This is a genomic window from Deinococcus aerius (genome assembly GCF_002897375.1).
Classification (GTDB): Bacteria; Deinococcota; Deinococci; order Deinococcales; family Deinococcaceae; genus Deinococcus; species Deinococcus aerius.
The window spans coordinates 246,868-272,366 of record NZ_BFAG01000003.1; the positions used below are offsets into that span (position 1 = coordinate 246,868).

The window sequence follows — 25,499 nt, forward strand, 5'->3', positions numbered from 1 at the left end:
GTCCACGGTTCGTCCAAGCCTCCAGAGCATCTGCCATAGTGCGCGGCGTGACCCGTTCCACCTCTCCCCTTCCGGTCACGTTGCGCGACCGGCGGCCCGATGACCTGCCCATCCTGTCCCGCTGGCTCACCGATCCGGGGGCCGAGTGGCGGCGCTGGGATGCACCCTACTTTCACGCGCGGACCACCACCCAGACCATGCAGACCTACGTGGCGCACCTCGCCCAGACGCCCCCCGACCCCGACGAGCAGGTGATCGACGTGGACGGCGAGTGCGTGGGCATGGTGAACCGCTCGGAGGAGCCCCCGGAGGGCGGCGGCTGGTGGGACCTGGGCATCCTGATCTACGACCCGGCGCACTGGGGGAGCGGCGTGGGCACCCGCGCCCTGGGCCTGTGGGTGCAGGACACCCTGGACTGGACCGACGCGCACGTGCTCACCGTGACGACCTGGAGCGGCAACGAGCGGATGATCCGGGCCGCGCGGCGGTTGGGCTTCCGCGAGTGCTGCCGGGTGCGCGAGGCGCGGGTGGTCGGCGGCGTGCGGTTCGACAGCGTGCGCCTCGACCTGCTGCGCTCGGAGTGGGAGGGGGTGCAGGCATGACCGGGAGGCGGGCGAGGTGAAGCGGCGCAAGACGCCCCGCCCCCGCGGCCCGGCCCCCGTCACCCCGCCCGGCTTCCTGGCGACCCAGGACCTCAAGGAACGCGGCTGGACGGCGGGCCTGATCGCCCGCTTCCTGGGCCACCACGACGACACGCGCGAGAACGGCCTCAAGATGGGCCGCCGCCGACTCCCCCCCGTCAAGCTCTACCGCGAGGAGAGAGTGCTGGAGGCCGAACGCGACGAGGCTTTCCTCCTCGGCCAGGCCCGCGCCGCCGATGCCCGAGAGCGGGCGGAACGGGTGCGCGAGACGCGGGAGGCCAGACGCCGGGCGCTCCTCGGGGCCGCCGCCGAGAGTTACACGCCCAGCATCCACCCCGGGCCGCTCCGCAAGGGGGCCGTTCGCAAGGCCCGCGAGCCGTACCTCCCGGGGCTGGAGGCGACCCTGGACAACCTCAAGCGGGAGATCGGGAAGGTGACCCCGCGCGAGGAGGCCACGCTGCGCGCCCTGCTGCTGGAGCGCCTACACACCGCCCTCGCCGCCGCCTACCCCTGGTATCCGGCGCCCGGTGCACCGGTCACGCCCCGACCCACCGTTGGGGAGGCCCGGCCCAGCGACTGGCGCGAATGGGACTGGGATTGAGCGGAACCGCCGAAGTCGGCGCCTTCCCTTTGGGCCAAGGTTCAGCGAGAGGCCCGTGGGGCGTACGCCGCCCACAGGAACGCCATGAGCAGGGCGGGAGTCGCGAGCGCCGTCAGGCCGAGCGACGTGAGCTTCAACCTTTTGCAGGCCACCCCGAGGTGCGCAGCCGGACCGTCCGGGCGTGCCCGGCCCTCACTCAGCAGCAGGAAGCAGACGTTTTCCCCGTAGTCAAACCCGGTGGCAAGAAGTGGCCACAGCGGGGCATGCCAGCGCAGAAGTCGCGCAGGCCACACGCCTGCCCGGCTCAGCAGCCGTGCCCACACCAACCCCAGGAACAGGGCCGCCACGAGCGGGAACACCAGGTCCGCCACGAAGAATGCCCGGTACCACCGCCGCGAGCCGGGGGTGTAGGCCCCGAGCTGCGCCGTCACCCCCGCGGCCGTGAGGCGATTCTGGAAGTCGAACGGCTCGTGCCCATCCGTATGCGCCTGAAAAGCTCGCCCGGTCCGCCGCAGCACCCGGAAGCTCAGGAGGGCCAGCCCCCCGGCGACCGGAATCGGCCAGCCCCACCCCGCCGTTCGAACCAGCAGAACAGTCAGTCTTGAAAGCATTTCCCTGTCTCCTTCCGGGTGACCTGAGTTCGGGGCGACTGGGGCTGGGCACAAGATGCGCGGGTTCCCTTGTTCCAGGGGGCAGGCTGGGACTTCATCCCCAGGCGACCCCCATGCACTGTTGCGGCAAGCATAAAGAAACGTGACCTCCCCTGGAAACAGGAAGGTCACGGCCGGATGCGGGCGCCTTACTTCAGCAGGTCCACGGCCTTTTTCAGGATCGCGTCGCCCTGCACGTCCACGACCGCCTCGCCCTGGGTGGCCGAGCGGGTGGGGCGCTTCACCTCACCGGTGTAGGTGAACTTGCCGTCCTTGTCGGCGGTGACGGTAACGGGCTTGCCGCCCACGGTGAGGGTGAGCTTGGCACCCGGGGCCAGGCCGCCGCCCGTGAAGTTCAGGGGCACGGTGTAGCGGGTGTCCTTCACGACCACGTCGGGCGTGATGCCCTTCTTGTGGATCTGGCGGCCCTTGGGGGTCAGCCACTCGTTGGCGACGATGGCGACCTTGCCGCCGTCCGGGGTGTCGAGCGGAATCTGCGCCACGCCCTTGCCGAAGGTCTGCTCACCCACGATGGTGGCCCGCCCGGTGTCCTGAAGCGCGCCCGACACGACCTCGCTGGCGCTGGCGCTGTTCTTGTTCACGAGAACGATCAGCTTGCCGGTGTAGTCCGAGGCGCCGCGGGTGGCCCGGCCGTACACCTGAGTTTTGCCGCTGCGGTCCCGCAGGCTGACGATGTTGCCACTCTGGAGGAACTGGTCGGCCACGTCCACGCCCGCGTTCAGCAGGCCACCGCCGTTGTCGCGCAGGTCGACGATAAGCTTCCCCACGCCGCGCTTCTCCATGCTGGTAACCGCCGCGCGGAACTGCTCGCTGGCCTTCTCGTTGTAGAAGGTGTTCAGCGCGATGTAGCCAACATTGCCGGGCAGCATGGTCTGCTCGACGCTCACGATGGTGACGGGCTGACGCTCCATCTTCACCGTGTAGGGCTTGCCGTCGCGCGAGAAGGTCACGCTCACCGCCGTGCCCTGCTTGCCGCGCACGAGCTGCACGATCTCGTTGAGTTTGGCGGTGAGCACGTCCTTGTCGCCGATCTTCACGAACACGTCGCCGATCTGCACGCCCGCGTTCGCGGCGGCGCCGCCCTTGTAGACGTTGTCCACCTTGCCGCCGCTGCCGTCGGCGTTGGCCGCCACCAGCGTCACGCCGATGCCGTAGAACTGTCCGGCGAGGTTCTCCGCGTCGATGGCGCTGTCGGCGGGCTCGGAGTAGTAGGTGAACTCGTCGTTCAGGCTGCCGATGGCCCCGTTGATCGCCCCGCGCAGGAGCTTGGTCTGGTCCACCGGGTAGAGGTAGTACCGCTGGAGGTCGCTCAGCACTTCCAGGAAGGTGCGGCCCGTGGCGGACTTGGTGAGGTCGGCCTGCGTGTAGCCGCTGAGCTGCGCGTACCCGACGGCGGCGGTGGCGGCGAGGGCGCCCGCCACGAGCGTCATGCGTTTCCGGTTCACGTGGGCAGAATAGGGCGAAGGGGTGAAGGCCGTTTGAGGCGGAAGTGACGGAGGGTTTCCACCCTTTTCCATCTGATCCGCCCGCCCCTTCCCCATGAAGTTTCCTTCACGTTGCGGGGGAAGGCTGGGCTATGCTGGGGCGCGAGCATGACGCGAACCCACCTTCTCCCCGGGCGCCACCACCCCTCGCAGGAGGCGCCGGGCATGATCCAGTTCAGGAACGTGACGCTGGAATACCCCGTGACCCGCACCCTGGCCCTCGACGACCTCACCCTGGGGGTGGGCAAGGGCGAGTTCGTGTACCTCGTGGGGCACTCGGGCGCGGGCAAGAGCAGCTTCATGAACCTGGTCCTCAAGCGGGCGCTGCCGACCCGGGGCGAGGTGCGGATCGCCGGGGAGAGCCTGAGCCGCTACCGGGGGGGCCGCACCGCCCTGCTGCGGCGCCGCATCGGCACCGTCTTTCAGGACAACCTGCTCCTCGACCACCTCAACGTCTACGACAACGTGGCCTTTACCCTGCGCGTGACGGGCGTTCCCGGGCGCGAGTGGCCCGCCCGCGTGACTGCCGCCCTCCGCACGGTGGGCCTGGAACACAAGAAATACGCCCTGCCCGTGCAGCTTTCGCAGGGCGAGCAGCAGCGCGTCGCCATCGCCCGCGCCATCGTGATGGACCCGCCCCTCCTGCTCGCCGACGAGCCCACCGGCAACCTCGATCCCGACAACAGCCGCGAGGTTCTCAAGGTCCTCCAGAACGTCAACCTGCGCGGCACCACCGTGGTCGTCGCCACCCACGCCCGCGACCTCGTCGAGACCTTCCGCCACCGCACCGTGACCCTGCGGCGGGGAAAACTGGTGCGGGACGATCCCTTTGGGGGGTACGCCCTGTGAATGGGGCTTTCGCCCTTTTGCTCCTCCCCCTTGAGGGGGGAGGCCGGGTGGGGGTGAGCGGGCAGGGCGTCCAGAGGCCAGCCCGAATGTCTATGCACTTTTACAGGTGCCCAGGCTGGTCACAGGCCCCCTCTCCCCGGCCCTCTGCTTCGCAGCTTTGCAAGTCTCCCGCAGGGGGAGAGGGAGAAAAACACCTTCCCGCCCGGAGGCTCCGGTGAGCTACCACTTCCGCCAGGCCCTCCTCGCCATGCGCGGCAGCCTCACGGCGACCTTTGCCACGCTGACCACCATGACCCTTACGCTGCTGATGCTGGGGTTCGTGCTGCTGCTCACGCTGAATGTGAACCGCACGCTCGCGCAGCTCGAATCGCAGGTCGAGGTGGCGGCGTTCCTGCACCCGGGCACGGACGGGAAGGCCCTGCTCGCGCAGGTTCGCGGGCTTCCCCAGGTGCGTTCCGCCTCGCTGGTGACGAGCGCGCAGGTGCTCGCGGAGATGACCCGCGACTACCCCTACGCGCGGGACGCGGCGCAACTTGCCGGAAACCCCTTCCCCGACACGCTGCGGCTGCGGGTGGGGCGGGTGGAGGACTCGCGCACGGTCGCGGCGGCGGTCTCCACCCTCGCCGGGGTGGACGACGTGGAGTACGGGGCGGGGTACGTGGACCAGACGGTGCGGACGCTGACGGCGGTGCGGGCGGCGGGGTACGTGCTCGTGGGGCTGCTGCTGCTGGGCACGCTCTTCAACATCCTGAATGCCGTACGGGTCGCCATGTATGCCCGGCGCAACGAGATCAGCGTGATGCGGCTGCTGGGGGCGACACGCGGTTTTATCCGCATGCCGCACGTGATCGAGGGCGTGCTACTGGGCGTGACGGCCTCGGCGCTGGCGCTGGCGCTGCTGACCCCGACCTACCTGGAATTGGCCTCGCGGGTGCAGCTCTTCGCGCCGGTGTTCCCGGTGGTGCGTGACCTCCCCAGCCTGCTGCCCATCCTGGGTGGCGTGGGCGTGCTGGGCATCCTGATCGGGCTGGCGGGGAGCCTCTTCGCCTCGCGGCGCTACCTGCGGGAGTTGGAGTGAGAACCCGGCTGCCGCGCTGGCCCGCGCTCGTGCTGCTCTCGGCGGCGCTGCTGGCCGGGGCGCAGACGACGAGCGAGCGGCTCCAGCAGCTTCAACGCGAATTGCAAAACCAGCGCAGCCTGAGCGTTCAGCAACGCGAGGAACTGGAGAAGCTGCGGGCGAACATCCAGAACCTGACCGCCCAGCAGCGGCAGACCCTGGACCGCCTGGACACGCTCGCCGAGGGGGTGGCCGACCTGGAGAACGAGACGGCGACCCTGGCCGCCCGGGTGGCCCTCGCCCAGCGCCAACTCGCCGACACGACGGCGCAGCGCGAGGTGACCGAGGCGCGGGTGAAGCAGCTTCAGGGCGACGTACGGGAGTTGCTGAACACCCTGTACCGCGAGCGCAGCGGGCGCTACCTCCAGCTCCTGTCGCAGTCGCGCAGCCTGTCCGACCTCCTGATCCGGCTCAAGTACGCCAACATGGCCGGGCAGTACAACATTCAAGTCACGCGCACCCTGCGCCAGGAGGTGCAAACCCTGGAGACGCAGCGCAACCAGCAGCAGGAGTGGGCGGCCAGCCTGGAGGACCTTCAGCAGGAGCGCCTCGCCAAACTCACCGAGTTGCGTGATCGCCGGGCCGAGCAGCAGCGGCTGTTGGCGAGCCTGAAGCGCAGCGAGCAGGGCCAGCGCACCCTCGCCGCCCAGACGCGGGCGCAGCAGGCCGTGACCGCCCGCACCATCGACGAACTCGTGGGCGCCGTGGTTCAGGAACGCGCCCGCATCGAGGCCGAGCGCCGCCGCCGCCTGGAGGAGGAGCGCAAGCGCCGCGAGGCCGAGTTGCGCCGCATCCGGGAAGCCCAGGAACGCGCCCGGCAGGAGGCGCTGCGCCTGGCCCGCATCCGCGCCGAGCAGGAGCGCCAGGCCCGCCTCGCCCGCGAGCGTGCTGCCGCCGAGGCAAAAGCACGTGCGGAAGCCGCCGCCCGCGCCAGGGCCGCGGCTGAGGCCCGGGCGGCGGCAGAAGCCAGAGCGCGGGCTCAGGCCCAGGCCGAAGCGCGAGCCGCCCGTGACCGCGCCGCCCGGGAGGCCGCCCTGGCCGCCCAACGCCAGCGTCAGGCCCAGGTCGAGCAGGAACAGGCTGCCCTGCGCCAGCGCGAGGCCCAGGCCCAGCAGGCGGCGACGCAGGTTGAGCAGGACCTAGCCCCCCTGCCCGAAACAAGCGGTCCCCTCGGCTTTCCCCTCCCCGGCGGCAGCGTGAGCCAGCCCTACGGCGAGAACGGTGCCCAGTGGAGCGTCCTGCAAAGCGGCGAGGGCGGGCAGGCGGTCGCCGCGCTTGCGGGCAACGTGATCACCACGGCCTACTATGCCAGCCTGGGCTGGGTCATCCTGATCGACCACGGCGCCACCGTCACCGCGTACTTCGGCCTGCAAGACTCGCAGGTCAACGTCGGCGACCGGGTAGCGCAGGGCACGCCGCTCGGCACCGTTGGCGGCAGCCCCATCTTCGGCCCGGGCCGCATGGCCTTTCAGGTCAACGCCGTGAGCGGCGGAAGCCGTAGGCCGGTGCCGCCGACGTTCTGACGGGGAAGCGCAGAGCTGTTTACCCTCGTTTAAACTCAGGACCAAGCCAAGCTCTCAAGTTGACCACCTGTCCTTAACCAATAGCTGAAAGCAGATTGCGCCTGCTCGCGCGTCACCGTTTCGGTTCACGGCCAAGTGAAGGTGTGTGTATCTTCATTGAAGACTATGTCATCGACCTGTTCTACTACGAGGGTCGGATTAGTTGCGTAGTGTTCTCTATGCTCATCAAGTCGGACTAGGGCTCGATCATTACTAAACCAGGCTTGAAAGCATCCAAGACTAGTACGATCTTCTACACGATCAACAGTATAGAAGATAGGCGAGTCCCCTGGCACTTCAATATACTTGAGGACTTCATCTGCATTCTTAAGCAGGAGGCCCTCGACCCTACGGCCAGACATAAACTGAATGATTTCCACCTTAAACACCTATCCACCATACCCCCTTGCCCCTCCCCCCCTTCCTCTGCTACTCTCCTTCGGTGCGCTTCCGGTTGGCTGCTGCGGGCGCATGAACCCCGCGACCTAGGCGGGCGCCCCACCCTCAATACCCCCAACCCGAGGTTTTTCATCATGGTCAAGATTCGCCTGTCCCGTTTCGGCTCTGCCCACAACCCCCACTACCGCATCGTGGTCACCGACGCCCGCAACCCCCGCGACGGTGGCTACATCGAGAACCTGGGGCACTACGACCCCCGCAAGACCACCCAGGAGTACCTGAAGGTCAACACTGAGCGCGCGGCCTACTGGCTCTCGGTGGGTGCCCAGCCCACCCAGACCGCCCGCCGCCTGCTCAAGTCCCAGGGCGTCAAGGTCGCCTGAGGCGAGGCTCCAAAGTGAGAGGAGGCTCCTGCGGGGGCCTCTTTTTTTGGTCAGCAGGAAGTAGGGAGTGGGCAGTGGAGAAAAGCAGGGCGGAAGCCTGAAGCCGCGGCGCCCACCCCCACTGCCCACTGCCCACTCACCCTCTACAATGCCCCCCATGAAAACCGACCCCGTGGACCTGACCCTTTTCCTGGCACAGAGCGTGGTGGATCAGCCGTCGCTCGTGCGGGCCTCCCGGCGTGGGCCGACCGTGATCGTGCGGGTGGGGCCGGGCGAGGAAGGGCGGCTGATCGGGCGGCAGGGCCGGGTCATTCAGGCGATTCGCACCCTGGTGCGCGCGGCGTGCGATCCCCGCGAGCGGGTGAATGTGGACCTCGACGCGCCGCGCAAGCCGTGAGGACCCGGGCGTGACGGTTCCCGAGGACACGACGCGGCTGGGGTACTTCCTGGGGCCGCACGGGGTACAGGGCGGCGTGAAGGTGTATGTGCTGGGGAACGCCGAGCAGATGCTGGACCTGCCCCGGGTCTGGGTGGAGGGCCGGGGCTGGCTGCGGGTGCGCCGCGCCGAAGCCCTCGCGCCCGGCGTGGCCCTGCACCTGGCAGGCGTGACGAGCCGCGAGGGGGCCGAGGCCCTGCGCGGGGCAAACGTCTACGCCGCCGACGCCGACCTGCCCCCGCTGGAGGAAGGGAGCTACTACTACCACGAGCTGCGCGGCCTGCCTGTCCAGGGTGCGGATGGGACCCGGCTGGGCGAGGTGACGGACGTGGTGGACGGGGGGCATCAGGACCTCCTCGTGGTGGCGCACCCCGGCGGCGAGGGCTTTCTGCCGCTGCAAGCCCCTTATGTGGTCGTCCGCACGGGGAACACAGGCCGACCGTCGGCCATCGCGCTCACCGGGGACGCCCCCGCCGGGCTGCTGGGCGAGGACGCGGAGGAGGCGTGAGGGGCACTGACACGAGGGCTCAGGGCAGAAGGCGGGCGGTGTTGGCTCTCTGGCCTTCCGCCCCCCCGGGCGCCCCATGCTGACCTTCTCCTTCCTGACCCTCTTCCCCGAACTGCTCGCCCCGTTCGCGTCCGAGGCCATCGTGGGCAAGGCGCGGGCGCGGGGGCTGGTGGACGTAAACCTCATCAACATGCGCGACTTCGCGGGCAACAAGCACGCGAAGGTGGACGACACGCCCTACGGCGGCGGCGCGGGCATGGTGATCCGGGTGGACGTGGCCGAGCGGGCGCTGGCGAGCCTGCCCCCCGCCGACGAGGTGATCCTCTTCACGCCCGCCGGGGAGCGGTTCACCCAGCGCACGGCGGAGGAGCTGAGCACCCGCTCCCACCTCGCCTTCCTGTGTGGCCGCTACGAGGGGTTCGACGCGCGGGTGGAGGCGCTGGTCACGCGCGAACTCAGCCTCGGCGACTTCGTGATGATGGGGGGCGAGGCGGCGGCGGCGTGCGTGCTGGAGGCGGTCGCGCGGCTGGTGCCCGGCGTGCTGGGCGACGAGGAGTCGCACCGGGCGGACTCCTTTTCGAGCGGGCTGCTGGACTACCCGGAGTACACCCGGCCCGCCGAGTGGCGCGGCGAGGGGGTGCCGGAGGTGCTGCGGGGCGGGGACCACGGGGCCATCGCCCGCTGGCGGCGGGAGCAGGCGCTGGCGCGGACGCTGGCGCGGCGCCCTGATCTCCTCGCCGGGGCGGGCCTGACGCCGCAGGACAGCGCACACCTGCTGACGCTGGGGGTCACGCCGGGGCAACTGGAGGCCTGGAACGCGCCTCCCCCGCCCCCCCCGAAACGCCGGCGCCGGTCCGGGGCTGCCGGACAGGACACTTAAACCGTGTGAAGGCTGACCGTTGACCGCCGGGAATTGCCTGTCCAGCCGAGCTTTATGTATGTCTTGCCCACTTGTGAGGCGCCCAAACGGCGCACCATAGCTGCCAAGATGTTCGTGCCGCTGTTCCCCCTTCCCAACGTCGTGCTGTTTCCCGGACAGGTGCTGCCCCTGTACGTGTTCGAGCCGCGTTACCGGGAGCTGCTGGCACGGGTGCAGGCGACCGGGGAGCCCTTCGGCATCGTGCGGATCGTGCAGCCGCGCGAGGGTTCGGCGCTGCCCTTTCACGAGCGGGTCTCGCGGATTGGCACCCTGGCGCACCTGAACAAGGCCGTGACCCACGAGGACGGCACGAGTTCGATCCTGGTCGTGGGGGGCGAGCGCTTCCGGGTGCGGGACTTCGACCTGACCCACCCCTACCTGAGTGCGGAGGTGACCCCCTGGCCCCTGGACCCCGGCCCCCTGGGCGAGGCAGCCGAGGACGCCACGGCCCGCAGCCTGCTGGCCGACCTGCTGCGCCTGCGCCCGGACGACGCCGAAGCCATCCGCCAGGCCGCCCCGCACGACCCCCTGCTGGTCGCCAGCTTCACGGCGGCGCTGCTACCCCTGACCCACGAGCAGCGCGAGGAGGCCCTCGCCGCGCCCACCCTGCTTGACCGCCTGAACACCCTGCTGGGCTTTGTGCCCGCCGAGGTCAAGGAGCTCAATTAGCGGGGAGCACCGCGGGGGGCGGGCCTCTGAGCTCCTCCCCTTCCCGGCCCGTACAATAACCGCGTGACGCAAGTTTCTGACCCTCGCCCCTCGCCGGTGGCCGCGCGCCTCGCGCTGACGGCAAGTGCCACCGCCGCCGCCGGGCTGCTGCTGTTCCCACTGGCGACGCTGGGGCGCGACTTTAACGCGGGCGGGGTGCTGCTGCACCTGACCGGCTCGGTTCTCAACCTCAGTGACACCCGCGACGTGCCCCTGCCGCCCACCGGCACCGTCCTCGCCCTGGGCTGGGTGACCCTGGCCCTGACGCTCGCCAGCGTGATCGGGGCGCTGCGGCGGGCCCGCTGGTTCTGGATCACGGGCCTGCTCGCCTTCATCGCGGCGGTCGTGGCCGTGATCCTGCTGGGTTCGGGCCTGAGTACCGAGACGGCCCGGGTGGCCGCCGACACGACCCTGCGGCCCGGCTTCAAGCGCCAGCTCCGCAACTTCTACGCGGGGGGCGGCATGAACCTGGGGCTCTTCCTGCCCATCGTGGCGGGGCTCATCACGGCGGGCGCCGGGCTGAGTGCCCGGCCCGCGTGGTGGGAACGCTTCAACCGGCTGCGCGGCCTCCTCGTGCCCATCGTCGCCATCGGGCTGGCGGTGATCGTGGGTGCGGTCGTCGTGCTGATTGTGCAGCCCGCGGCGAACGGCAGCGGCACGCCACTCTCGGCGTGGGGGGGCTGGCTCGCCAAGAGCGACCTGGTGTACTTCGTGTACTCCACCCTGTTCGCGCCGGTCACCCGCCTGAACCCCTTCCTGGACAGCCTCAAACTCGCCACGCCGCTGATCTTCACCGGGCTGTCGGTGGCCTTTGCCTTCCGCACGGGCCTGTTCAATGTCGGCGCGCCGGGGCAACTGACGATGGGGGCCATCACGGCGATGCTCGTCGGCGTGTACGGCCCGCCCGGGCTGGGCTGGCTGCTGCTGCCGCTCTCGGTGATCGCGGCGGGGCTGGGCGGGGCGCTGTGGGGGGCCATTCCGGGGTTCCTCAAGGCCCGCTTCGGCTCCAGCGAGGTCATCAACACGATCATGCTGAACTACGTCGCCTCGGCGATCTTCATCTTCATGATCGGCAGCGACACGTTCCCGTTCCTGGGCCGCACCTACAACCTCCCCTTCAAGGCGCCCGGCTTCGAGCCCGCGAGCTACGAACTCCAGCCCTCCTCCCGGCTGCCCACCCTGCTCGACCTCTTCAACGTGGGGCAGGGCGGGGCGCAGGCGCTGACGATTGCGCCATTTGTCGCGCTCGTGGTCTTCTTCGCGGGCCGCTGGTTGCTGCGGCGGGTGCGGCAGGGCACCCTCATCGCCGTGGCCGCCGCACTCGTGCTGGGGCTGCTGACCTGGCGAGTGGGGATCCCGATTCAGGTCGTGGGGAGTCAGCTCAACGCCTCTTTCCTGATCGCGCTCGTGTGCGTGGGCGTATTCGGGGTGCTGATGTGGCGCACGGCGACCGGGTACGCGCTGCGGGCGGTGGGCCTCTCGCCCCGCGCGGCGGAGTACGGCGGGATCAGCGTGGCGCGCAATACCATCCTGGCGATGACGCTGGCGGGGATGTTCGCCGGGCTGGCGGGCACCCACTACGTGAACGGCGGGGCGCTCGACGAGTACCGCCTGCGGGGCAACACGCCCGTGAACGTGGGCTTCGACGGGATCGCGGTCGCCCTGATGGGCCAGAGCACCCCGGTGGGCGTGCTCGCCGCGAGCACCCTGTTCGGCACCATCGACACGGGCGGCGTGGACGTGCAGCAGAAACTCGCCAACGTGGACCGCAACATCGTGACGGTGCTCAAGGCCCTGATCGTGCTGTTCATCGCCGCGGGAGGCTTCCTTAGCCGCCGGGTGACGGACCCGCCGCCCCCGCAACTCGTGAAGGCTGCCGAACAGACGGGCACCGCTGAGACGGGCCGCCTGGGTTCCGCCGGGGCCGCCGCCGAACGCGCCACCCCCACTCCCAACCTCACCACGAGCAGCGAAGTCAACGCCCGGGTCGAGGACGCCCGGAAAGGGAGCAAGTAAATGGACGGCCTGCTGACCCAGCTTCTCACGACCGCCTTCCTGGCGACCTTTATCCGCAGCGTGGTCCCGCTGCTACTCACCGGCCTGGGCGGCCTCTTCAGCGAGCGCAGCGGCGTGGTGAACATCGCGCTCGACGGCCTGATCATCTTTGGCGCGCTGGCGGGCGCCATCGTCACGTACACCCTCGACCCCACGCTGGGGGCGCTCGCGCCGTGGGTGGGCTGGCTGGCGGGGGCGCTCGTGGGCGGCCTGATCGCCTGGGTCCACGCCTTCGTCTCCATCAAGTACCGCGCCGATCAGGTCATCAGCGGCACGGCGATCAACCTGCTCGCGGGTGGTGTGCCCTCGGTGATCCTCCAGGCCCTGTACGGCACGAGTTCGGAAAGCCCCAAGGTCGCCCACCCGCTCCCGCTGTGGGGGGTGGGCGAGTTGCGCTTCAGCCCGCCGGTGTACTTCGCCTTCCTGATCGTGGCCGTCACGTGGTACGTCCTGTACCGCACCCCCTATGGCCTGCGGCTGCGCGCGACGGGGGAGCACCCCGGCGCGGCGGCGAGCATGGGCGTGAACGTGCGCCGGATGCGCTACAGCGGCGTGGTGCTGTCGGGCCTGCTGGCAGGGACGGCGGGCGTGTTCCTGAGCATCGGGAACCTCGACTCCTTTGTGCGCAACATCAGCGCGGGGTTGGGCTTCATCTCGCTCGCCGCGCTGATCTTCGGGCAGTGGAAGCCGCTGGGCGTGCTGGGGGCCACGGTGCTGTTCGGGTTCCTCCAGGCGGTGTCCATCACGCTGGGCGGCACCAACCTGCTGCCCCCCACGCTCGTGACCGCGCTGCCCTACCTCATCACCATCATCGCGCTGATCTTCACGGGCCGCAGCGCCGCGCCGCGCGCCCTGGGCAAACCCTTCGAGGGCTGAGGGCGGGAGAAGCCCACGGGCAGGTCGGAGGTGATCCGGCCTGCTTTTTCTCCTCCCGGGGGAGAACCGCCCCGGGACGTTGTTTTTAGCTCCTCCCCCTTAAACGCCGACGTGCAATACAGAGAACACTGTGTAAGGAGCTGCCGGGTGATGACAGGGGCATCACCCCGAGCGGAGTGAGCAGGCAAAAAGTGGCTGGTGGTGGAGCTTTTCCCGGCGCCCTTTCCGGGAAGGGCGTAACCGGAGCCGCCAGCCACTTAGCACGAGGCTTTTTCTCCCTCCCCCTTGAGGGGGGAGGGTTGGGGAGGGGGTGAGCGGGCCGAGCGTCCCAGGCCAGCCGAAATGCCCCGGCCTTCTTGCAGCCGCTGCGGATAGTGCCGTGCCCCCTCACCCCGGCCCTCTCCGCAAGCGGCACTACGAGTCCCACAAGGGAAGAGGGGGCCAAAAAGCACAGCCTAAACGGCAGTTCTTCTACCGCACATCAAGGGTTTTCGCCAGGGAGTCATGCCCTCAGTTCGGCCCCACCCCCGGCCGGGGTTCCGGGCGGCGTTCCGGCCCCACCCCGAGGTCGTCCGGCCAGCGGAACCGCCCGACGCTCTCGACCACCGCCGCCGTGAACGCGCGGATCAGGGGGAGCGCGGCCCGTTGCGGCAGCACGGCGAGCGCGAGGGGCCGGGTCAGGGGCTCGGGCAGCGGCAGGGCGACCAGTCCGGGCGGGAGGGGCAGCAGCGCCAGCCGGGGCATCACCGTGACGCCCAGGCCGTGCCCCACCATGGAGAGGGTCACGCTGTCCTGCCCCACTTCAGTGAGACCGGTGAGGGGCACCCCGCGCTCCCTCAGGTAGCGCAGGACGCGCTGGTGGCAGGTGTCGCGGTAGGGCGGCAGGATGAGCGGCCCGGTGCTCAGCTCGTCGAACGTGACGGGGCGGGTCCCGCGTGAGGCGGGCGCGACGAACAGGTACTCGTCGTGCGGGAGGGGCGTGAGGCGCAGGTCATGCACCTCGTCGGCGACGATCACGCTCAGGTCCACCCGGCCCGCCCGCACCGCCTGGTCGCCCCCGCCGCAGGCCTCGGCGTCGAGCAGGGTGACGGTCACGCCGGGGTGCCGGGCGCGGAAGGCGGCCAGGACGGGCGGGAGGAGGTGGGTGGCGGTCGAGCGGAAGGACGCGACCCGCAGCGTACCCGAGAGGGTGCCCTCCTCCTGCGCGGCGAGGAGGGCGTCGGCGGCGGCCTGCACGGCGGCGCGGGCGTGGACCAGGGCGCGGTGGCCCGCCTCGGTCGGTACCGTGCCGGCGGGCGTGCGGCGCAGCAGGGGGCGGCCCGCGAGCGCCTCCAGCTTGGCGACCGCCTCGCTGAGGGTGGACTGCGACACGCCGTACTCCGCCGCCGCCTCGCCGAAGCCCCCGCAGTCGGCCACGGCGATCAGCGCGCGCAGTTGGGCCAGCGAGGGTCCGGCGGGAGTCCGGTCGGTCATTCCTCCATTGTAGGTGCGCCCCGGCGGCCCTCCATCGGCTTTGCCGATGCTCCTTCTGCGCTGTGCCGGACGCACCCGATGTCCCGGGGAGCCCCTTCAGGCGCAGGCTAGACGGCAGGAGGTGGACCCCATGACCTACGCCCGGCAGCCCCTTCCGCCCGCCCTCCCCCTGACCCCCGCCCGAGCCGACGGGGAGGTGTTCGGCACCCTGATCGCCGAGGTTCTCACACCGGACGGTCGGCTCAGCGTGCCCCTCCTGCCCGACTGGGAGCTGCGCGCCTGGTTCGTGGCCCGGCTGGGGGACGCGACCCTGGAGGCCCGCCCCCGCCGCCCGGGGCTGGGTCCCGCCGACCTCGACCGGGAGCTGCGCCGCGCCGGGTACACGCCCCTGGGTCCCCTGCGGAGGGCGCGGCGCTAGGGGGGCCGCCCCACACCCAAACTTTTGCAGAAACGAGTCAGAAGCTCATCCTATCCTGAGGTGTGCCCCACCCCCTCCCCCGTCCGGTGACGCTCCGCCGCGCCGCCCTGCTCGTCCTGCTCTGCGCGGCGTTCGGTGCCCCGGGCGCCCTCGCCGCGAGCGGGACGGTGACCGTCCGCCCGGGAGACACCCTCTACGGCCTCGCCCACCGCCACGGGCTCAGCGTGGCGCGGCTGCGGGCCCTCAACGGCCTGAAGGGGAATACCATCCGGCCCGGGCAGCGGTTGAGGGTGAGGGGGACAGGAACCGCAAGCCCGGTTCGCCCCCCGCCCCCCGCCCCCAGGCCGGGCACCTACACCGTTCGCCCCCGCGACACGCTGAGTCACGTCGCCGCCCGCGCCGGGGTGAGCGTGGCCGCCCTGCGGACAGCCAACCGGCTGACGGGGAACCTGATCCGGCCCGGGCAGCGTCTGCGGGTGCCGCCGCGCGGGACCGGCCTCGGCAAGGTCACCCCCCGCCCCACGACCGAGGTGCGGGTGATCTACGGGTACGTGCGGGTCCGGCCGCACGAGGCGCTGACGACCCTCGCGCGCCGTTACCGCACGACCGCCGACCACCTGGCACGCCTCAACGGGCTGAGCCGGGCGGGACGCGACCTCTACCCCGGCCAGCGGGTCCTCGTGCCCCGGCGCGTGCCCGTCCCTATCCCGCCCCGGCCGCTGGGGAGGCCCCTGGCGGTCAAGAAGCTCGCGCCGCTCAACGTTCCCGTGCGGGTGCTGCGGGTGGACCTGCGCTACCGGAACGTGCTCGTCGCGCCCGTGCTGCCCCGGGCGGGGCTGGGGGTGGGTGCGCGGGTCAGCCAGCTCGCGCGGACGAGCGGCGCGCGGGCGGTCGTGAACGGGAGCTACTTTCATCCGCGCTCCTATGTCCCGGCGGGCGACCTGGTGGTGCAGGGGCGGCTGCTCACCTGGGGCCGCATTCCCGCCGCGCTGGCGATCACGCCGGACAACCGCGCCGCGATCCTGACGAGCACCACGGCCCTGCTCGGGCGCCCGCTCGACGCGACCTGGCACGGCATGGAGACCGTGATCGCCACCGGGCCGCGCATCCTGAAGCGGGGCCGCGTGGTGCGGCAATACGGGGACGTGTTCCGCGACCCGGCCCTCTTTGGCCGCGCCGCCCGCAGCGCCGTCGGCCTGCGCGGCAACCGCGACCTCGTGTTCGTCACCACCCACGCCAAACTGACGACGACCGAGATGGGCAAGGTCATGGCCCGCCTGGGGGTGCGCGACGCGCTGCTCCTCGACGGCGGCAGCAGCGCGGGCCTGGCGTGGAACGGGGGGAGGGCGCTCGACAGCGTCCGCAAGGTCGCCTACGGGATCGGGGTGTTCACGGATTACCAGGGGCGGCGGTACGCGCGGTGAGGGGGAGGGAATCGAGCCGCCGCGAAGTCGCCAGGTGGGCACAGCAACCCCTCGGCGAGTCCGGCCCTGCCGGAAGGCAACAGCAGCAAGCTCCCGGGGATGAATGGCGTTCCTGGCTCCCCTCAAAGGGAGCTGTCAGCGAAGCTGACTGAGGGGTTGACCCGGCCAAGCCCTGCCGAAACCGGATGTTACGGATGCCCCGAAGCAGAGGGCCGCAGTCCCGTTCCTCCCTTACCATGCAGGGATGACGTTTTCTCTTCCCGGAGGCCGCCCTTGAAGCCCGCGCAGGTGGAGGCGCAGCTCTCGCGGGTGCTCAGTGAGGCCATCGCGGGCCTGCGTGACCCCCGCGTGCCGCTCATCGTGACGGTCGAGCGGGTGGCGGTGACGCCGGATTACGGCCTGGCCCGCGTGTACGTGAGCGCGATGGGGGCCGACATGCCCGCCCTCCTCGACGCCCTGACGCACGCGCGGGGGCACCTGCAACGCGAGGTCTCGGCGCACGTGCGGATGCGGCGCACCCCCACCCTGGAGTTCCACGCGGCGGGCGAGCGGAGCTTCCTGTGACCGCCCTGCCCGAGGCCCGCAGCGAGATCCGGGTGCGCTACGCCGAGACGGACGCGATGGGCGTGGCCCACCACGCGACCTACCCCGTGTGGTTCGAGGTGGGGCGCACCGACCTCATGCACGCCCTGGGGCTCCCCTACGCCGAGGTCGAATCAAGAGGCTACTACCTCATGCTCTCGGGCCTGAACGTCGAGTACCGCCGGGCCGCCCGCTACGACGACCACCTCACGCTGATTACCCGGGCGGCCAGCGTCCGCTCGCGCACCCTGACCTTCACGTACGAGGTGCGGCGGGCCAGCGCGGACGCGGAGGGGGAACTGCTGGCGACCGGCGAGACGCGCCACATCGCCACGGATAAGGACTACCGCCCGTCGCGGCTGCCGGACGACGTGCTGAGGTTGTTGTCCGGGAGGTGAGATTCGCCCGGGACGGTGCGGACCTGATCCGGCTCCTGCCATCCTGAGGAGCGGAAGCGGTCCACCGCGCTCCCGCCCGGCCCGGTGCGACTTTCCACACCCGCGGCCCCTCCCCGCCCGCTAGACTGCGCCCCACATGAGTCACCTGTCGCGCACCCTGCCGATCAAGCGCGCCGCACACGTCTATCTCGTCCGGGACGGCCATCTCCTGCTCGTGGAGGAACGGATGGATGACGGCAGCATCTTCTACGGCCTGCCCGGCGGCAAGGCCAACCCCGGCGAGAGCCTCGCCGACGCCGCCGTGCGCCAGGTCGCCGTCGAGACGGGCCTGACCGTCACCGACCTGCGCTTTGTCAGCCTGCTGGAGGGCGAGATGCTGACGGGCACGCGCAACGAGTGCTACGCCAACTTCGGGCGCTTCACCGCCTCCTTCAGCGGCGACATCGGCCCCACCGATCCCGAGGTCGTGGGCGTGAAGTGGGTGCCCTTCGAGCAGGTCGAGGGCCTGGTGCGCTACGGGCCGCCCCCCGAGGTCGAGGAGCGCAACCCCCTGATCTGGGTGCCCACCCGCGACTTCCTGCGCGGTGAGGCCCGGGCCTACTACCCGATTTAAGGCGCCTGGGGATGCGTCCTTTTCCCAAGCGGCGGGCCCTGTTCGTCCTGAGCGCCCTCCTGATCGGCCTGTCCTCGGCCACCCAGACCCTCCCCACGCCGCCGCCCCGGCCCGCCGAGGCCGCGCGCACGCTGAACGACCCGATCTTCCCCGGCCTCGGGCAACTCGGGCTGGACGTGCGGCACTACGACGTGGCGCTCACGGTGGAGGAGCCGGGCTCACCCACGCTGCGGGGGGTCGTGACCCTGACGCTGGGGGCAACGCGGCCGCTGGGGGAGGTGCGGCTGGACTTCCTCGGGCCGACCGTCACCGCCGTGCGCTGGAATGACCGGGCGGTGCCCTTCCGTGTGGACGTGGGGGCGCAGAAACTGGTCGTGACGCCCCCCTCCCCCCTGCTCACGGGGCAGGAGGCGCGGCTGACCGTCGAGTACCAGGGCAGGCCCGGCGTGGTCCGCGACCCCGACTTCAGCACGCCCGTGGAACTGGGCTGGCAGAGCGTGCCCGCCGCGGGGGGGCTGCCCGGGGCGAACTTCACGCTCAGCGAGCCCAACGGCACCCACACCTTCCTGCCCTCGAACGACCACCCCTCCGACCAGGCGACCTTCACCACCCGCGTCACGGTTCCGGCAGATTACACGGTGGCGGCGAGCGGGGTGGAGGGTCCCGTGTCCTCGGGGAACGGGACTCGCACGTTCGTCTTCACCCAGGCTCAGCCCATTCCGACGTACGCGCTGGGTATTCTGGTGAACCGCTTCGAGCGGGTGACAGGTCCGGCGGTTCCGGTCGGGGTGAACGGTTCGCCCGTCGCGCGGCGCGACTACTTCCTGGCGGACACGCCGCAGACCACCCGTACCATCTTCTCCCGCGCGGACGAGATGCTGCGGGTGCTGTCGGGCTGGTTTGGCCCCTATCCCTTCGCCGCCTACGGGGTCGCGCTCGTGACACCACGGCTGCCCGCGCTGGAGACGGCGACCCTCAGCACCATCCCCCCCAACCTCAGCACCGAGCGCGCCGCCGTCCACGAACTCGCGCACCAGTGGTTCGGAAACGATATTTCCCTGGCGGGCTGGGCCGACGTGTGGCTGAACGAGGGCTTCGCCGCCTACTCCGAACTGCTGTGGACCGAGGCTCAGGGCGGCGACGGGCAGGCCTACGCCGCGCGCTGGTACGCCAATCTGGAGCGGCAGGGCACCCGGCCCCTGCCAGCGCGCCGGGCCGAGCAGCTCTTCGACCTCAGCGCCTACCAGCGGGGCGCGCTCGCCCTGCACGCCCTGCGAGCGGCGATTGGGGACGCGGCCTTCCGCGACTTCCTCCGTGCCTACACGGCCCGCTTCTCCGGGCGCAGCGTGGACACGGCGGCCTTCCTCGCCTTCGCCCGGACGCAGGCAGGAACGGCGGGTGAGGCGGCCCTGCGGCCCTGGGTGGAGTCGCCGGGGTTGCCGCCGCTGCCAGTGGTGGAACGTTGAGGAGGTCCGGCATTCCCCGGCATACGCCACGTTGCGGATGCCATTCCGGGGCGCGATTCTCATGCTGACCCCGTGAAGATCAGCGTTCACGGCACCTCCCTCCACCTCTCCCAGTGCGGCGACGGCCCGCCCCTGCTGCTGCTGAATGGCGGGGGTGGCTGTCCCAATTACCTCGCGCCCGTGGCGGAGTTGCTGCCCGGGTTCCGCTGCCTCCTCCCCGACCCGCGCGGAACCGGGCGAAGTACGGGTGGCGTCTATGGGCTGACGACAGCCCTGAGCGACCTGGAGGCCATCCGGGAGGCTTTGGGCCTGGACCGTTGGGCGGTGCTGGGCCATTCGTGGGGCGCGGACCTGGGGTTGGCTTACACCCTGGCCCACCCCGAGCGGGTGACCCGGCTGGTGAGCTGGGCGGGAACCGGCGTCCAGAACGACCGCGACTGGCACGCCGCCTATGAGGCAGGCAAGGATAGCGAGCCGCGCTTCGAGGTGGACTGGAACGCGGCCATCCACCGGGCGCTGCTGGACGACTGGCGGCGCTTTATCAAGGCGCCCGACCTGCTGGCGCGGCTCTCCCGGCTGGAGGTGCCCGTAACCTTCCTGCACATGGGGGCCGACATCCGGCCCGGCTGGCCCGCGGGGCAACTGGCGGCGCTGCTGCCGAAGGGGGAATGGCGGGAGCTGCCCGGTGCGCCCCACAACGCCTGGTTCACCCACGTCCCGCAACTGGGAGAGGCGCTGCGGGCCGCCCTGCGCCGCTGACCCTCCCCCTTTCGGCGGACGCTCCTCCCTGGCCCCGGCCCCTACGCTGCGGGCATGATGGACGGGATGAGCCTCTCTGCACCCCGGGGTGATCGGCGGGAAGGCCCCCTCGCCGACCTGCTCAGCCCGCGCACCTACCGCACCGCGCTCTACGTGGGGCTGGCCCTGCCGCTGGGCGCGCTGGTGTTCGTGCTGCTGGCGGCGGGGATGCTCGCGGGCGTGTTCACGCTGCCGCTGCTGGTGGGGGCGGCGTTCCTGCTGGGCACCCTGTGGCTGATCCCCGGCCTGGCGGAGGTGCAGCGGTGGCTGGCGGGTCTGCTCGGCGTGCGCTTCTCGCGGCGGGCGCCGCCCCCGGCCTACGCGGGGGTGCTGCCCTGGCTGCGCGCGACCCTGGGAGACAGCGCGACGTACCGGGCGCTGATGTTCCACCTCGTGCAGCTCCCGCTCGCCGCCCTCTGCTGGCTCGTGCTGGGCGTCTTGCTGGGAGTGTCCGTTCTCGCGCTCGCCTCGCCGTGGTGGGCCCCCCGGCCCGGGGTCTTCCCCGTCACGTGGTACGGCGGCCAGGTGAGCCTCACGGGAGCGGGGGTGGCGGGCCTCACGCTGGCGGGGGCAGGCGGGCTGCTCGTCACGGCGGGGGTGCTCAACCTGCTGGGGCGGGTGTGGGCGTGGCTCGCCTACGCGCTGCTGGCGGGGCCGCCCGACGAGAACGGCGCCCGGCGGGAGGTCGCGGCGCTGCGCCGGGCGGCGGGCCGGGTGGCGCTGGGAGACGACCTGGGGGCCACCCTCGCCGACCTCGCGGGGCAGGCGCGGGCGGCGAGCAGCGCGCGGGCGGTGGCGCTCGTCGCGCCGGACGGCACGGTGCGGGCGGCGAGCGGTCCCCCCCATCCCGACCTGCAAGGCCCGGGGGTCTCTCCCCCGGTGGCCGGGGCGGACGTGCGGTATGCGGCGGGCGGCTTCACCCTGGCGACCCTCCCGGTCGTGGCGGGGGGGCGGACGGCGGCACCCTGCGCGCCCTGTACCTGCCCGGCACCCAGCCCGGTCCCGAGGAACTCGCCTTCCTGCTGAGCATCGCCGACCACGCGGGAACGGCCCTGCACGCCGCCGAACTCATCCGCCGGGCCACCGAGCGGGCGGGCGAGCAGGAGCGGGCGCGGCTGGCGCGCGAGCTGCACGACAGCGTGGCGCAGGCGCTGTACGGGATCACGCTGGGGGCCAAGACCGCCCGGGCCACCCTGGGCCGCGACCCCGAGAAGACGCGCGCCAGCCTGGACTACACCATCCGGCTTGCCGAGGGCGGCGTCTCGGAGATGAAGGCCCTGCTCTTCAGCCTGCGCCCCGACGCGCTGGAGGAGGGCGGGCTGATCGCGGCGCTCGCCCAGAACGCCCATGCCCTAGAGGCCCGCCACGGCCTGACCGTCCACGCCGAGTTGGGCCGCGAGCCGGGGCTCTCCCCCGCCGCCCAGGCCGCCGCCTACCGGATCGCGCAGGAGGCGCTGCACAACGTGGTCAAGCACGCCCGCGCCTCGCGGGTCTGGCTCTCGGTGCGGGAGGAGGGGGACGGGGTGACCCTCACCGTGCGGGACGACGGGCGCGGCTTCGACCCGCTGTCCCTGCCCGGCGGCACGCTGGGGCAACGTTCGATGCGAGAGCGGGCGCAGGGGGCGGGCGGCACCCTGACAGTGAGCAGCACGCCGGGCGCGGGGACGAGGGTGACACTGACCCTCCCCGCCGTGCCCGGGGCCGTCCCCGTGGAGGTGCGCGCGTGACCGTCGCCGAGCGCACCCCGCCGCGCCCCCTCGCCCCGGTGCTGGGCCGCATCGCCCTCGGCCTGGGGCTGGTGGCGGGCGGGGCCGTCCTCGCCGGGCAGGGGGGGCACGTCATCCCCGTCCCCGGCCTGAACGCGGTGCGGACCCCGCTGAACGTCCCGCTCCGTGGGGCGGCGGCCCTCAACGTGCGGCTGGAGGGGGACCGCACCGACCTCCACATCGGCGGGCTCCCCTGGCCGGGCCGGGGGGCGCTGACGGGGAGCGCCCTTCACCGCGAGCGTAATCCCCTGCGGCTGGAGGTGACGCGCGAGGGCCGCACGCTGAATGTGGACGCCCGGCTCAACGTCAAGCCCCTGCGGGAGGGCGTGATCGGGGTCCGCACGCCGCCCCTTCAGCACAAGGTGGAGGTGCGGCTCTCGCGGGGGGTGCCGGTCACCCTGACGACCGACTCCTACAGCGGCGACACGCGGCTGGACCTCCACGCCCTGCGGATGCGCGCCCTGAACGTCCGCAGCGGCTTCGGGGAGGTCGTGGCGACACTCCCCGAGCGGCAGAGCGGCCCGCTGACGGTCGTGACGCTGGGGGGCGACGTGACCCTGCACGCCCGCTCCCTGTGGCGCGCCCCCGCCCTGCGCGTGAACACCGAGAACGGCGATGTGCGGCTCGACCTCGCCCCGGCGCGGGTGGAATCCCTGAGCATCGGCGTGCTGACGGGCGACGTGACGGGCTCGCTGCCGCGCACCGAGCGGGTCAGCGTGGCCTCGGGGCAGGGGAACGTGGACCTGAGCCTCCCCGACGGGGCGGCGGGCACCCTCGACCTGCGCTCGGAGGGGGGGCAGGTGGCCCTGACCGTCCCGCGCGAGGTCTCGCTGCGGGTGCGCTTCACCGACCGCACCGCCCTGCACCTGCCCCCCGGCCTGAGGCGCCAGGGCAACACCGCCGCCACCGACGCGCGGGCCCTCCAGAGCCCCGACCTCGACCTCTTCATCGACGCGCCCCGCGCCGACCTCACCCTGCGCGACGCCGAGACCGCCCCCGAAGGAGACCCCGCACCATGACCGACCCCGCCCCCACCGACGCGGCCCCCCCGTCCTCCCCCCCCGTGCGCGTGCTGCTGGTGGACGACCACGCCGTCGTGCGCCAGGGCCTGCGCCTCTTCCTGGGCCTGGACCCGCAGATCGAGGTGGTCGGCGAGGCCGCCAACGGCGAGGAGGCCCTGGCCGAGGCCGACCGCCTCTCCCCCGACGTGGTCGTGATGGACCTGATGATGCCCGTGATGGACGGCATCCAGGCCACCCGGCTGCTGCGCCGCTCACACCCCGACATCGAGGTCATCGCCCTCACGAGTACCCTGGAGGAACACAAGGTCAACGGCGCCATCGACGCCGGGGCGATGGGCTACATGCTCAAGGACGCCTCCTCGGACACCCTGGCCGACGCCATCCACGCCGCCGCCCGGGGCGAGGTGCGGCTGCACCCCGAGGCCGCCCGCCGCCTCGTGCGCGACTTCCGCACCCCCGAGATGCGCGAGACGCTGACCCCCAAGGAGGTGATCGTGCTGCAACTGATCGCGCGGGGCTACTCCAACCGCGACATCGCCTTGGATCAGGGCGTGACCGAGGCGACGGTGAAAACGCACGTGAGCCGGTTGCTGAGCAAGCTGGGGCTGGAGAGCCGGACGCAGGCGGCCCTGTACGCGCTGCGGCACGGGCTGGCGAGCCTGGGGGAGGGGTGAGGCGGGCCCCCGATCTGCGGTTGCCACTGGTCATGCTGGGCATCGCGGGGCTGGGGGCCGTGGCGGGCGGGGTGCGGGCGGCGCTGCTGGAACCCGGCCGGTCGAGCCTGCTGGGCCTGATCTTCACCGCGTGGATGCCGCTGCTTCCGGTGGCGGTCGTCGCCGCGTTCTGCCTGTGGCTGGCCCGCACGAGTCCTGGCGCGGCGCTGGGGGGTGGGGTCGCCGCCGCCCTCGTGGCCGCCCTGTACACCTTCGAGCTGCTGCACCCGAAATACAACCAGGACGCGAACATCGGCCTGGGCCTCTACCTGATGCTCGGCTGGCTGTTTCCCCTCGGCCCCGCCGTGCTGGCAGGCGGTCTGCTCGGGGCGCTGGTGGAGCGCCTTCGCGGCAGGCCACCGACCGCACCGACAGACGCCCGACCCCTTCCCCCGCTGCGGCCCTGGCTGTGGCCGCTGCTGGTGCCGGGGGTGGTGTCGTTGGCGGTGTCGGCGCAACCCTTCCTACACCTGTGGGAGCGGGGGCTGGTGCGACCGGACGGGCTCGCGCCCTTGCTCCTGAGCCTCGGCACGACCTCCGCCGGACAACTGGCCGTCAGCCTCTCCCCCGCCCTACTGGCCCTTCTGGTGCTGCGGGATCGGGCGGGCCGGGATGGTGAGGTGCGGCCCCGGCTCGAGGCTTTCTGGGGCCTGTGCCTGGGGCTGGCGGCGGCCCTGGGGCTGTTCGGCTTCGGCCAGGGCCTGCTGCGGGCGGTGCCGCTGGGCGCGTTTCTCCTGCTCTGCGTCCTGCTGCCTGTGCTGGGATATGGGGCGGGGTGGCTGGCCTGCCGAAGACCCAAAAGCTGAGACAGAGGGCCGCCGCTCACGCCCTCCGCCCCAACCCAGGATCTCAGCCCAGGTCTCCCATCACGTCCGCCAGTTCCTTTTTCACGCACGTGAACATCGGCGTATCCCGCAGCGTGTACATGCTCGCCTCGGTGTAGCGCAGGCGGTGGACGAGGTCCACGAACTCCTGCGGGTAGTCGGAGTCGAAGGACACCACGAATTCCTGGTCGTCGATGCCGTAGGAGTACGAGGTGTTGATCCGCACGCCCTTGAAGGGGCCGGAGGCGTAGATGTGCTCGTCCATCATGCCCTGGCGCGAGTGCGGCGTCAGGTCGTACCACGGGCGGGTCTTGATGAAGGGGTAGATGAACAGGTACTTGCCCTGTCCCGGCAGGATTTCCAGGCCGTGCCCGCTGCCCTCGACGCGGTTCACGTACTGGCTGCGCTTCTGCATGGAGACGAAGTTGTAAGGCTGCGTCAGGTAGCCCATCAGCCGGGTGCGGTTCAGCCGGGCCTGCGCCTCCTGGAACTCGCGCACGTCGAAGGCGATGCGCCAGAGCATGAAGTCCACGTCGCCGCGCACGCCAACCAGGCTGTAGCTGCGCTGGATGATGCCCTTCTCGGCGGGCGCGTCGTCCACCCAGCCCTGCGCGGCGGCCAGGAACTCGGCCTTCAGCTCGTCGCGCTCAATTTGAGACAGGCGGCGGAAGGCGGGGTCGAGCTTGTAGAAGGCGTAGTTCAGGAACTGCCGCTGGGCGCGGTCGGGTTCCCGCTGCGTGACCTGCCCGCTGGGGTCGAGGTCCACCATCATCTTGGGACGGCCACCGGGGGC

Annotated in this window: 28 protein-coding genes; 24 read left to right on the forward strand and 4 right to left on the reverse strand. The window is 71.5% G+C overall.

What is annotated here, in order from left to right; all coding sequences use genetic code 11:
- Window positions 1-47: 47 nt before the first annotated feature.
- Both DAERI_RS06065 and DAERI_RS06070 read left to right on the forward strand, forming a co-directional pair.
- Entirely contained in the window at window positions 48-602 is a 555-nt protein-coding gene (locus tag DAERI_RS06065) for a GNAT family N-acetyltransferase (RefSeq protein ID WP_103128524.1), read from the forward strand.
- 16 nt (window positions 603-618) lie between these two features.
- Window positions 619-1,242: a hypothetical protein gene (locus DAERI_RS06070; protein WP_103128525.1), complete on the forward strand. Its 624-nt coding sequence runs from the start codon at window positions 619-621 to the stop codon at window positions 1,240-1,242.
- Window positions 1,243-1,283: 41 nt separating this feature from the next.
- Here DAERI_RS06070 and DAERI_RS06075 read toward each other — a convergent pair whose 3' ends face one another.
- Both DAERI_RS06075 and DAERI_RS06080 read right to left on the reverse strand, forming a co-directional pair.
- The gene (locus tag DAERI_RS06075) at window positions 1,284-1,853 is read right to left on the reverse strand and encodes a hypothetical protein (RefSeq protein ID WP_103128526.1); all 570 of its coding nucleotides are present in this window, start codon (window positions 1,851-1,853) and stop codon (window positions 1,284-1,286) included.
- Between the two features lie 188 nt (window positions 1,854-2,041).
- Window positions 2,042-3,358 (reverse strand): S41 family peptidase, encoded by a 1,317-nt coding sequence (locus tag DAERI_RS06080; protein WP_235610272.1) that lies wholly within the window; start codon window positions 3,356-3,358, stop codon window positions 2,042-2,044.
- A gap of 204 nt (window positions 3,359-3,562) precedes the next feature.
- On the opposite strand from DAERI_RS06080, the gene ftsE reads away from it, so the two are divergent.
- The 10 genes from ftsE to DAERI_RS06130 all read left to right on the forward strand — a co-directional run bounded on the left by ftsE (window position 3,563) and on the right by DAERI_RS06130 (window position 13,209).
- A complete protein-coding gene (gene ftsE, locus DAERI_RS06085) occupies window positions 3,563-4,246 on the forward strand; it encodes a cell division ATP-binding protein FtsE (RefSeq protein WP_165794107.1) in 684 nt (227 codons plus the stop codon).
- Window positions 4,247-4,460: 214 nt separating this feature from the next.
- Window positions 4,461-5,324, forward strand: coding sequence for a cell division protein FtsX (locus DAERI_RS06090; protein ID WP_103128528.1), 864 nt, complete (start codon window positions 4,461-4,463; stop codon window positions 5,322-5,324).
- Window positions 5,321-6,886 (forward strand): peptidoglycan DD-metalloendopeptidase family protein, encoded by a 1,566-nt coding sequence (locus DAERI_RS06095; protein WP_103128529.1) that lies wholly within the window; start codon window positions 5,321-5,323, stop codon window positions 6,884-6,886. The genes DAERI_RS06090 and DAERI_RS06095 overlap by 4 nt, the downstream gene beginning before the upstream one ends.
- 572 nt (window positions 6,887-7,458) lie before the next feature.
- Window positions 7,459-7,707 carry a 30S ribosomal protein S16 gene (gene rpsP, locus DAERI_RS06100; protein WP_103128530.1) on the forward strand — a complete coding sequence of 83 codons (249 nt, stop codon included), beginning with the start codon at window positions 7,459-7,461 and terminating at the stop codon, window positions 7,705-7,707.
- A 157-nt stretch (window positions 7,708-7,864) separates the two neighbouring features.
- Window positions 7,865-8,104 (forward strand): KH domain-containing protein, encoded by a 240-nt coding sequence (locus DAERI_RS06105; RefSeq protein ID WP_026332320.1) that lies wholly within the window; start codon window positions 7,865-7,867, stop codon window positions 8,102-8,104.
- 10 nt (window positions 8,105-8,114) lie between these two features.
- Window positions 8,115-8,651, forward strand: a complete 537-nt coding sequence (rimM, locus tag DAERI_RS06110; RefSeq protein ID WP_103128532.1) for a ribosome maturation factor RimM — start codon at window positions 8,115-8,117, stop codon at window positions 8,649-8,651.
- A 76-nt stretch (window positions 8,652-8,727) separates the two neighbouring features.
- Window positions 8,728-9,531, forward strand: coding sequence for a tRNA (guanosine(37)-N1)-methyltransferase TrmD (trmD, locus tag DAERI_RS06115; protein WP_103128533.1), 804 nt, complete (start codon window positions 8,728-8,730; stop codon window positions 9,529-9,531).
- A 108-nt stretch (window positions 9,532-9,639) separates the two neighbouring features.
- Window positions 9,640-10,239, forward strand: coding sequence for an LON peptidase substrate-binding domain-containing protein (locus DAERI_RS06120; RefSeq protein ID WP_103128534.1), 600 nt, complete (start codon window positions 9,640-9,642; stop codon window positions 10,237-10,239).
- A 63-nt stretch (window positions 10,240-10,302) separates the two neighbouring features.
- The gene (locus DAERI_RS06125) at window positions 10,303-12,294 is read left to right on the forward strand and encodes an ABC transporter permease (protein WP_103128535.1); all 1,992 of its coding nucleotides are present in this window, start codon (window positions 10,303-10,305) and stop codon (window positions 12,292-12,294) included.
- Window positions 12,295-13,209, forward strand: coding sequence for an ABC transporter permease (locus DAERI_RS06130; protein ID WP_103128536.1), 915 nt, complete (start codon window positions 12,295-12,297; stop codon window positions 13,207-13,209).
- Between the two features lie 510 nt (window positions 13,210-13,719).
- Here DAERI_RS06130 and DAERI_RS06135 read toward each other — a convergent pair.
- The gene (locus DAERI_RS06135; RefSeq protein WP_103128537.1) at window positions 13,720-14,682 is read right to left on the reverse strand and encodes a LysR family transcriptional regulator; all 963 of its coding nucleotides are present in this window, start codon (window positions 14,680-14,682) and stop codon (window positions 13,720-13,722) included.
- 130 nt (window positions 14,683-14,812) lie between these two features.
- Here DAERI_RS06135 and DAERI_RS06140 point away from each other — a divergent pair, with 130 nt between their 5' ends.
- The 12 genes from DAERI_RS06140 to DAERI_RS06190 all read left to right on the forward strand — a co-directional run bounded on the left by DAERI_RS06140 (window position 14,813) and on the right by DAERI_RS06190 (window position 24,688).
- Complete coding sequence (locus DAERI_RS06140; RefSeq protein ID WP_103128538.1) at window positions 14,813-15,100, forward strand: hypothetical protein; 288 nt, start codon at window positions 14,813-14,815, stop codon at window positions 15,098-15,100.
- Window positions 15,101-15,162: 62 nt separating this feature from the next.
- A complete protein-coding gene (locus DAERI_RS06145) occupies window positions 15,163-16,524 on the forward strand; it encodes a LysM peptidoglycan-binding domain-containing protein (protein WP_103128539.1) in 1,362 nt (453 codons plus the stop codon).
- A 273-nt stretch (window positions 16,525-16,797) separates the two neighbouring features.
- Entirely contained in the window at window positions 16,798-17,088 is a 291-nt protein-coding gene (locus DAERI_RS06150) for a ribosome-binding factor A (RefSeq protein ID WP_103128540.1), read from the forward strand.
- On the forward strand, window positions 17,085-17,504 hold the full coding sequence (locus DAERI_RS06155) for an acyl-CoA thioesterase (protein WP_103128541.1): 420 nt from the start codon (window positions 17,085-17,087) through the stop codon (window positions 17,502-17,504). The genes DAERI_RS06150 and DAERI_RS06155 overlap by 4 nt, the downstream gene beginning before the upstream one ends.
- Before the next feature lie 136 nt (window positions 17,505-17,640).
- Window positions 17,641-18,117 (forward strand): NUDIX domain-containing protein, encoded by a 477-nt coding sequence (locus DAERI_RS06160; RefSeq protein ID WP_103128542.1) that lies wholly within the window; start codon window positions 17,641-17,643, stop codon window positions 18,115-18,117.
- 11 nt (window positions 18,118-18,128) lie between these two features.
- Window positions 18,129-19,583, forward strand: a complete 1,455-nt coding sequence (locus DAERI_RS06165) for a M1 family metallopeptidase (RefSeq protein ID WP_103128543.1) — start codon at window positions 18,129-18,131, stop codon at window positions 19,581-19,583.
- A 72-nt stretch (window positions 19,584-19,655) separates the two neighbouring features.
- Window positions 19,656-20,342, forward strand: a complete 687-nt coding sequence (locus DAERI_RS06170) for an alpha/beta fold hydrolase (protein ID WP_165794095.1) — start codon at window positions 19,656-19,658, stop codon at window positions 20,340-20,342.
- Window positions 20,343-20,396: 54 nt separating this feature from the next.
- Window positions 20,397-21,407, forward strand: a complete 1,011-nt coding sequence (locus DAERI_RS23300; protein ID WP_369689446.1) for a sensor domain-containing protein — start codon at window positions 20,397-20,399, stop codon at window positions 21,405-21,407.
- 113 nt (window positions 21,408-21,520) lie between these two features.
- Window positions 21,521-22,108, forward strand: coding sequence for a sensor histidine kinase (locus DAERI_RS23305; RefSeq protein WP_369689447.1), 588 nt, complete (start codon window positions 21,521-21,523; stop codon window positions 22,106-22,108).
- Window positions 22,105-23,166 carry a toast rack family protein gene (locus tag DAERI_RS06180; RefSeq protein WP_103128545.1) on the forward strand — a complete coding sequence of 354 codons (1,062 nt, stop codon included), beginning with the start codon at window positions 22,105-22,107 and terminating at the stop codon, window positions 23,164-23,166. The genes DAERI_RS23305 and DAERI_RS06180 overlap by 4 nt, the downstream gene beginning before the upstream one ends.
- Window positions 23,163-23,843, forward strand: coding sequence for a response regulator (locus tag DAERI_RS06185; RefSeq protein WP_103128546.1), 681 nt, complete (start codon window positions 23,163-23,165; stop codon window positions 23,841-23,843). Before DAERI_RS06180 ends, DAERI_RS06185 begins: the two co-directional genes overlap by 4 nt.
- Window positions 23,840-24,688, forward strand: a complete 849-nt coding sequence (locus DAERI_RS06190) for a hypothetical protein (protein WP_133161970.1) — start codon at window positions 23,840-23,842, stop codon at window positions 24,686-24,688. The genes DAERI_RS06185 and DAERI_RS06190 overlap by 4 nt, the downstream gene beginning before the upstream one ends.
- Before the next feature lie 43 nt (window positions 24,689-24,731).
- Here DAERI_RS06190 and DAERI_RS06195 read toward each other — a convergent pair whose 3' ends face one another.
- Window positions 24,732-25,478: a chlorite dismutase family protein gene (locus DAERI_RS06195; RefSeq protein WP_103128548.1), complete on the reverse strand. Its 747-nt coding sequence runs from the start codon at window positions 25,476-25,478 to the stop codon at window positions 24,732-24,734.
- Window positions 25,479-25,499: the final 21 nt, after the last annotated feature.

Coding starts and splice junctions, on each gene's coding strand:
- DAERI_RS06185 (WP_103128546.1), top strand. CDS start 23,163: ATGACCGACCCCGCCCCCACCGACGCGGCCCCCCCGTCCTCCCCCCCC.
- ftsE (WP_165794107.1), top strand. CDS start 3,563: ATGATCCAGTTCAGGAACGTGACGCTGGAATACCCCGTGACCCGCACC.
- DAERI_RS06140 (WP_103128538.1), top strand. CDS start 14,813: ATGACCTACGCCCGGCAGCCCCTTCCGCCCGCCCTCCCCCTGACCCCC.
- DAERI_RS23300 (WP_369689446.1), top strand. CDS start 20,397: ATGATGGACGGGATGAGCCTCTCTGCACCCCGGGGTGATCGGCGGGAA.
- rpsP (WP_103128530.1), top strand. CDS start 7,459: ATGGTCAAGATTCGCCTGTCCCGTTTCGGCTCTGCCCACAACCCCCAC.
- DAERI_RS06165 (WP_103128543.1), top strand. CDS start 18,129: ATGCGTCCTTTTCCCAAGCGGCGGGCCCTGTTCGTCCTGAGCGCCCTC.
- DAERI_RS06195 (WP_103128548.1), bottom strand. CDS start 25,478: ATGATGGTGGACCTCGACCCCAGCGGGCAGGTCACGCAGCGGGAACCC.
- DAERI_RS06120 (WP_103128534.1), top strand. CDS start 9,640: ATGTTCGTGCCGCTGTTCCCCCTTCCCAACGTCGTGCTGTTTCCCGGA.
- trmD (WP_103128533.1), top strand. CDS start 8,728: ATGCTGACCTTCTCCTTCCTGACCCTCTTCCCCGAACTGCTCGCCCCG.
- DAERI_RS06160 (WP_103128542.1), top strand. CDS start 17,641: ATGAGTCACCTGTCGCGCACCCTGCCGATCAAGCGCGCCGCACACGTC.
- DAERI_RS06135 (WP_103128537.1), bottom strand. CDS start 14,682: ATGACCGACCGGACTCCCGCCGGACCCTCGCTGGCCCAACTGCGCGCG.
- DAERI_RS06075 (WP_103128526.1), bottom strand. CDS start 1,853: ATGCTTTCAAGACTGACTGTTCTGCTGGTTCGAACGGCGGGGTGGGGC.
- DAERI_RS06105 (WP_026332320.1), top strand. CDS start 7,865: ATGAAAACCGACCCCGTGGACCTGACCCTTTTCCTGGCACAGAGCGTG.
- DAERI_RS06130 (WP_103128536.1), top strand. CDS start 12,295: ATGGACGGCCTGCTGACCCAGCTTCTCACGACCGCCTTCCTGGCGACC.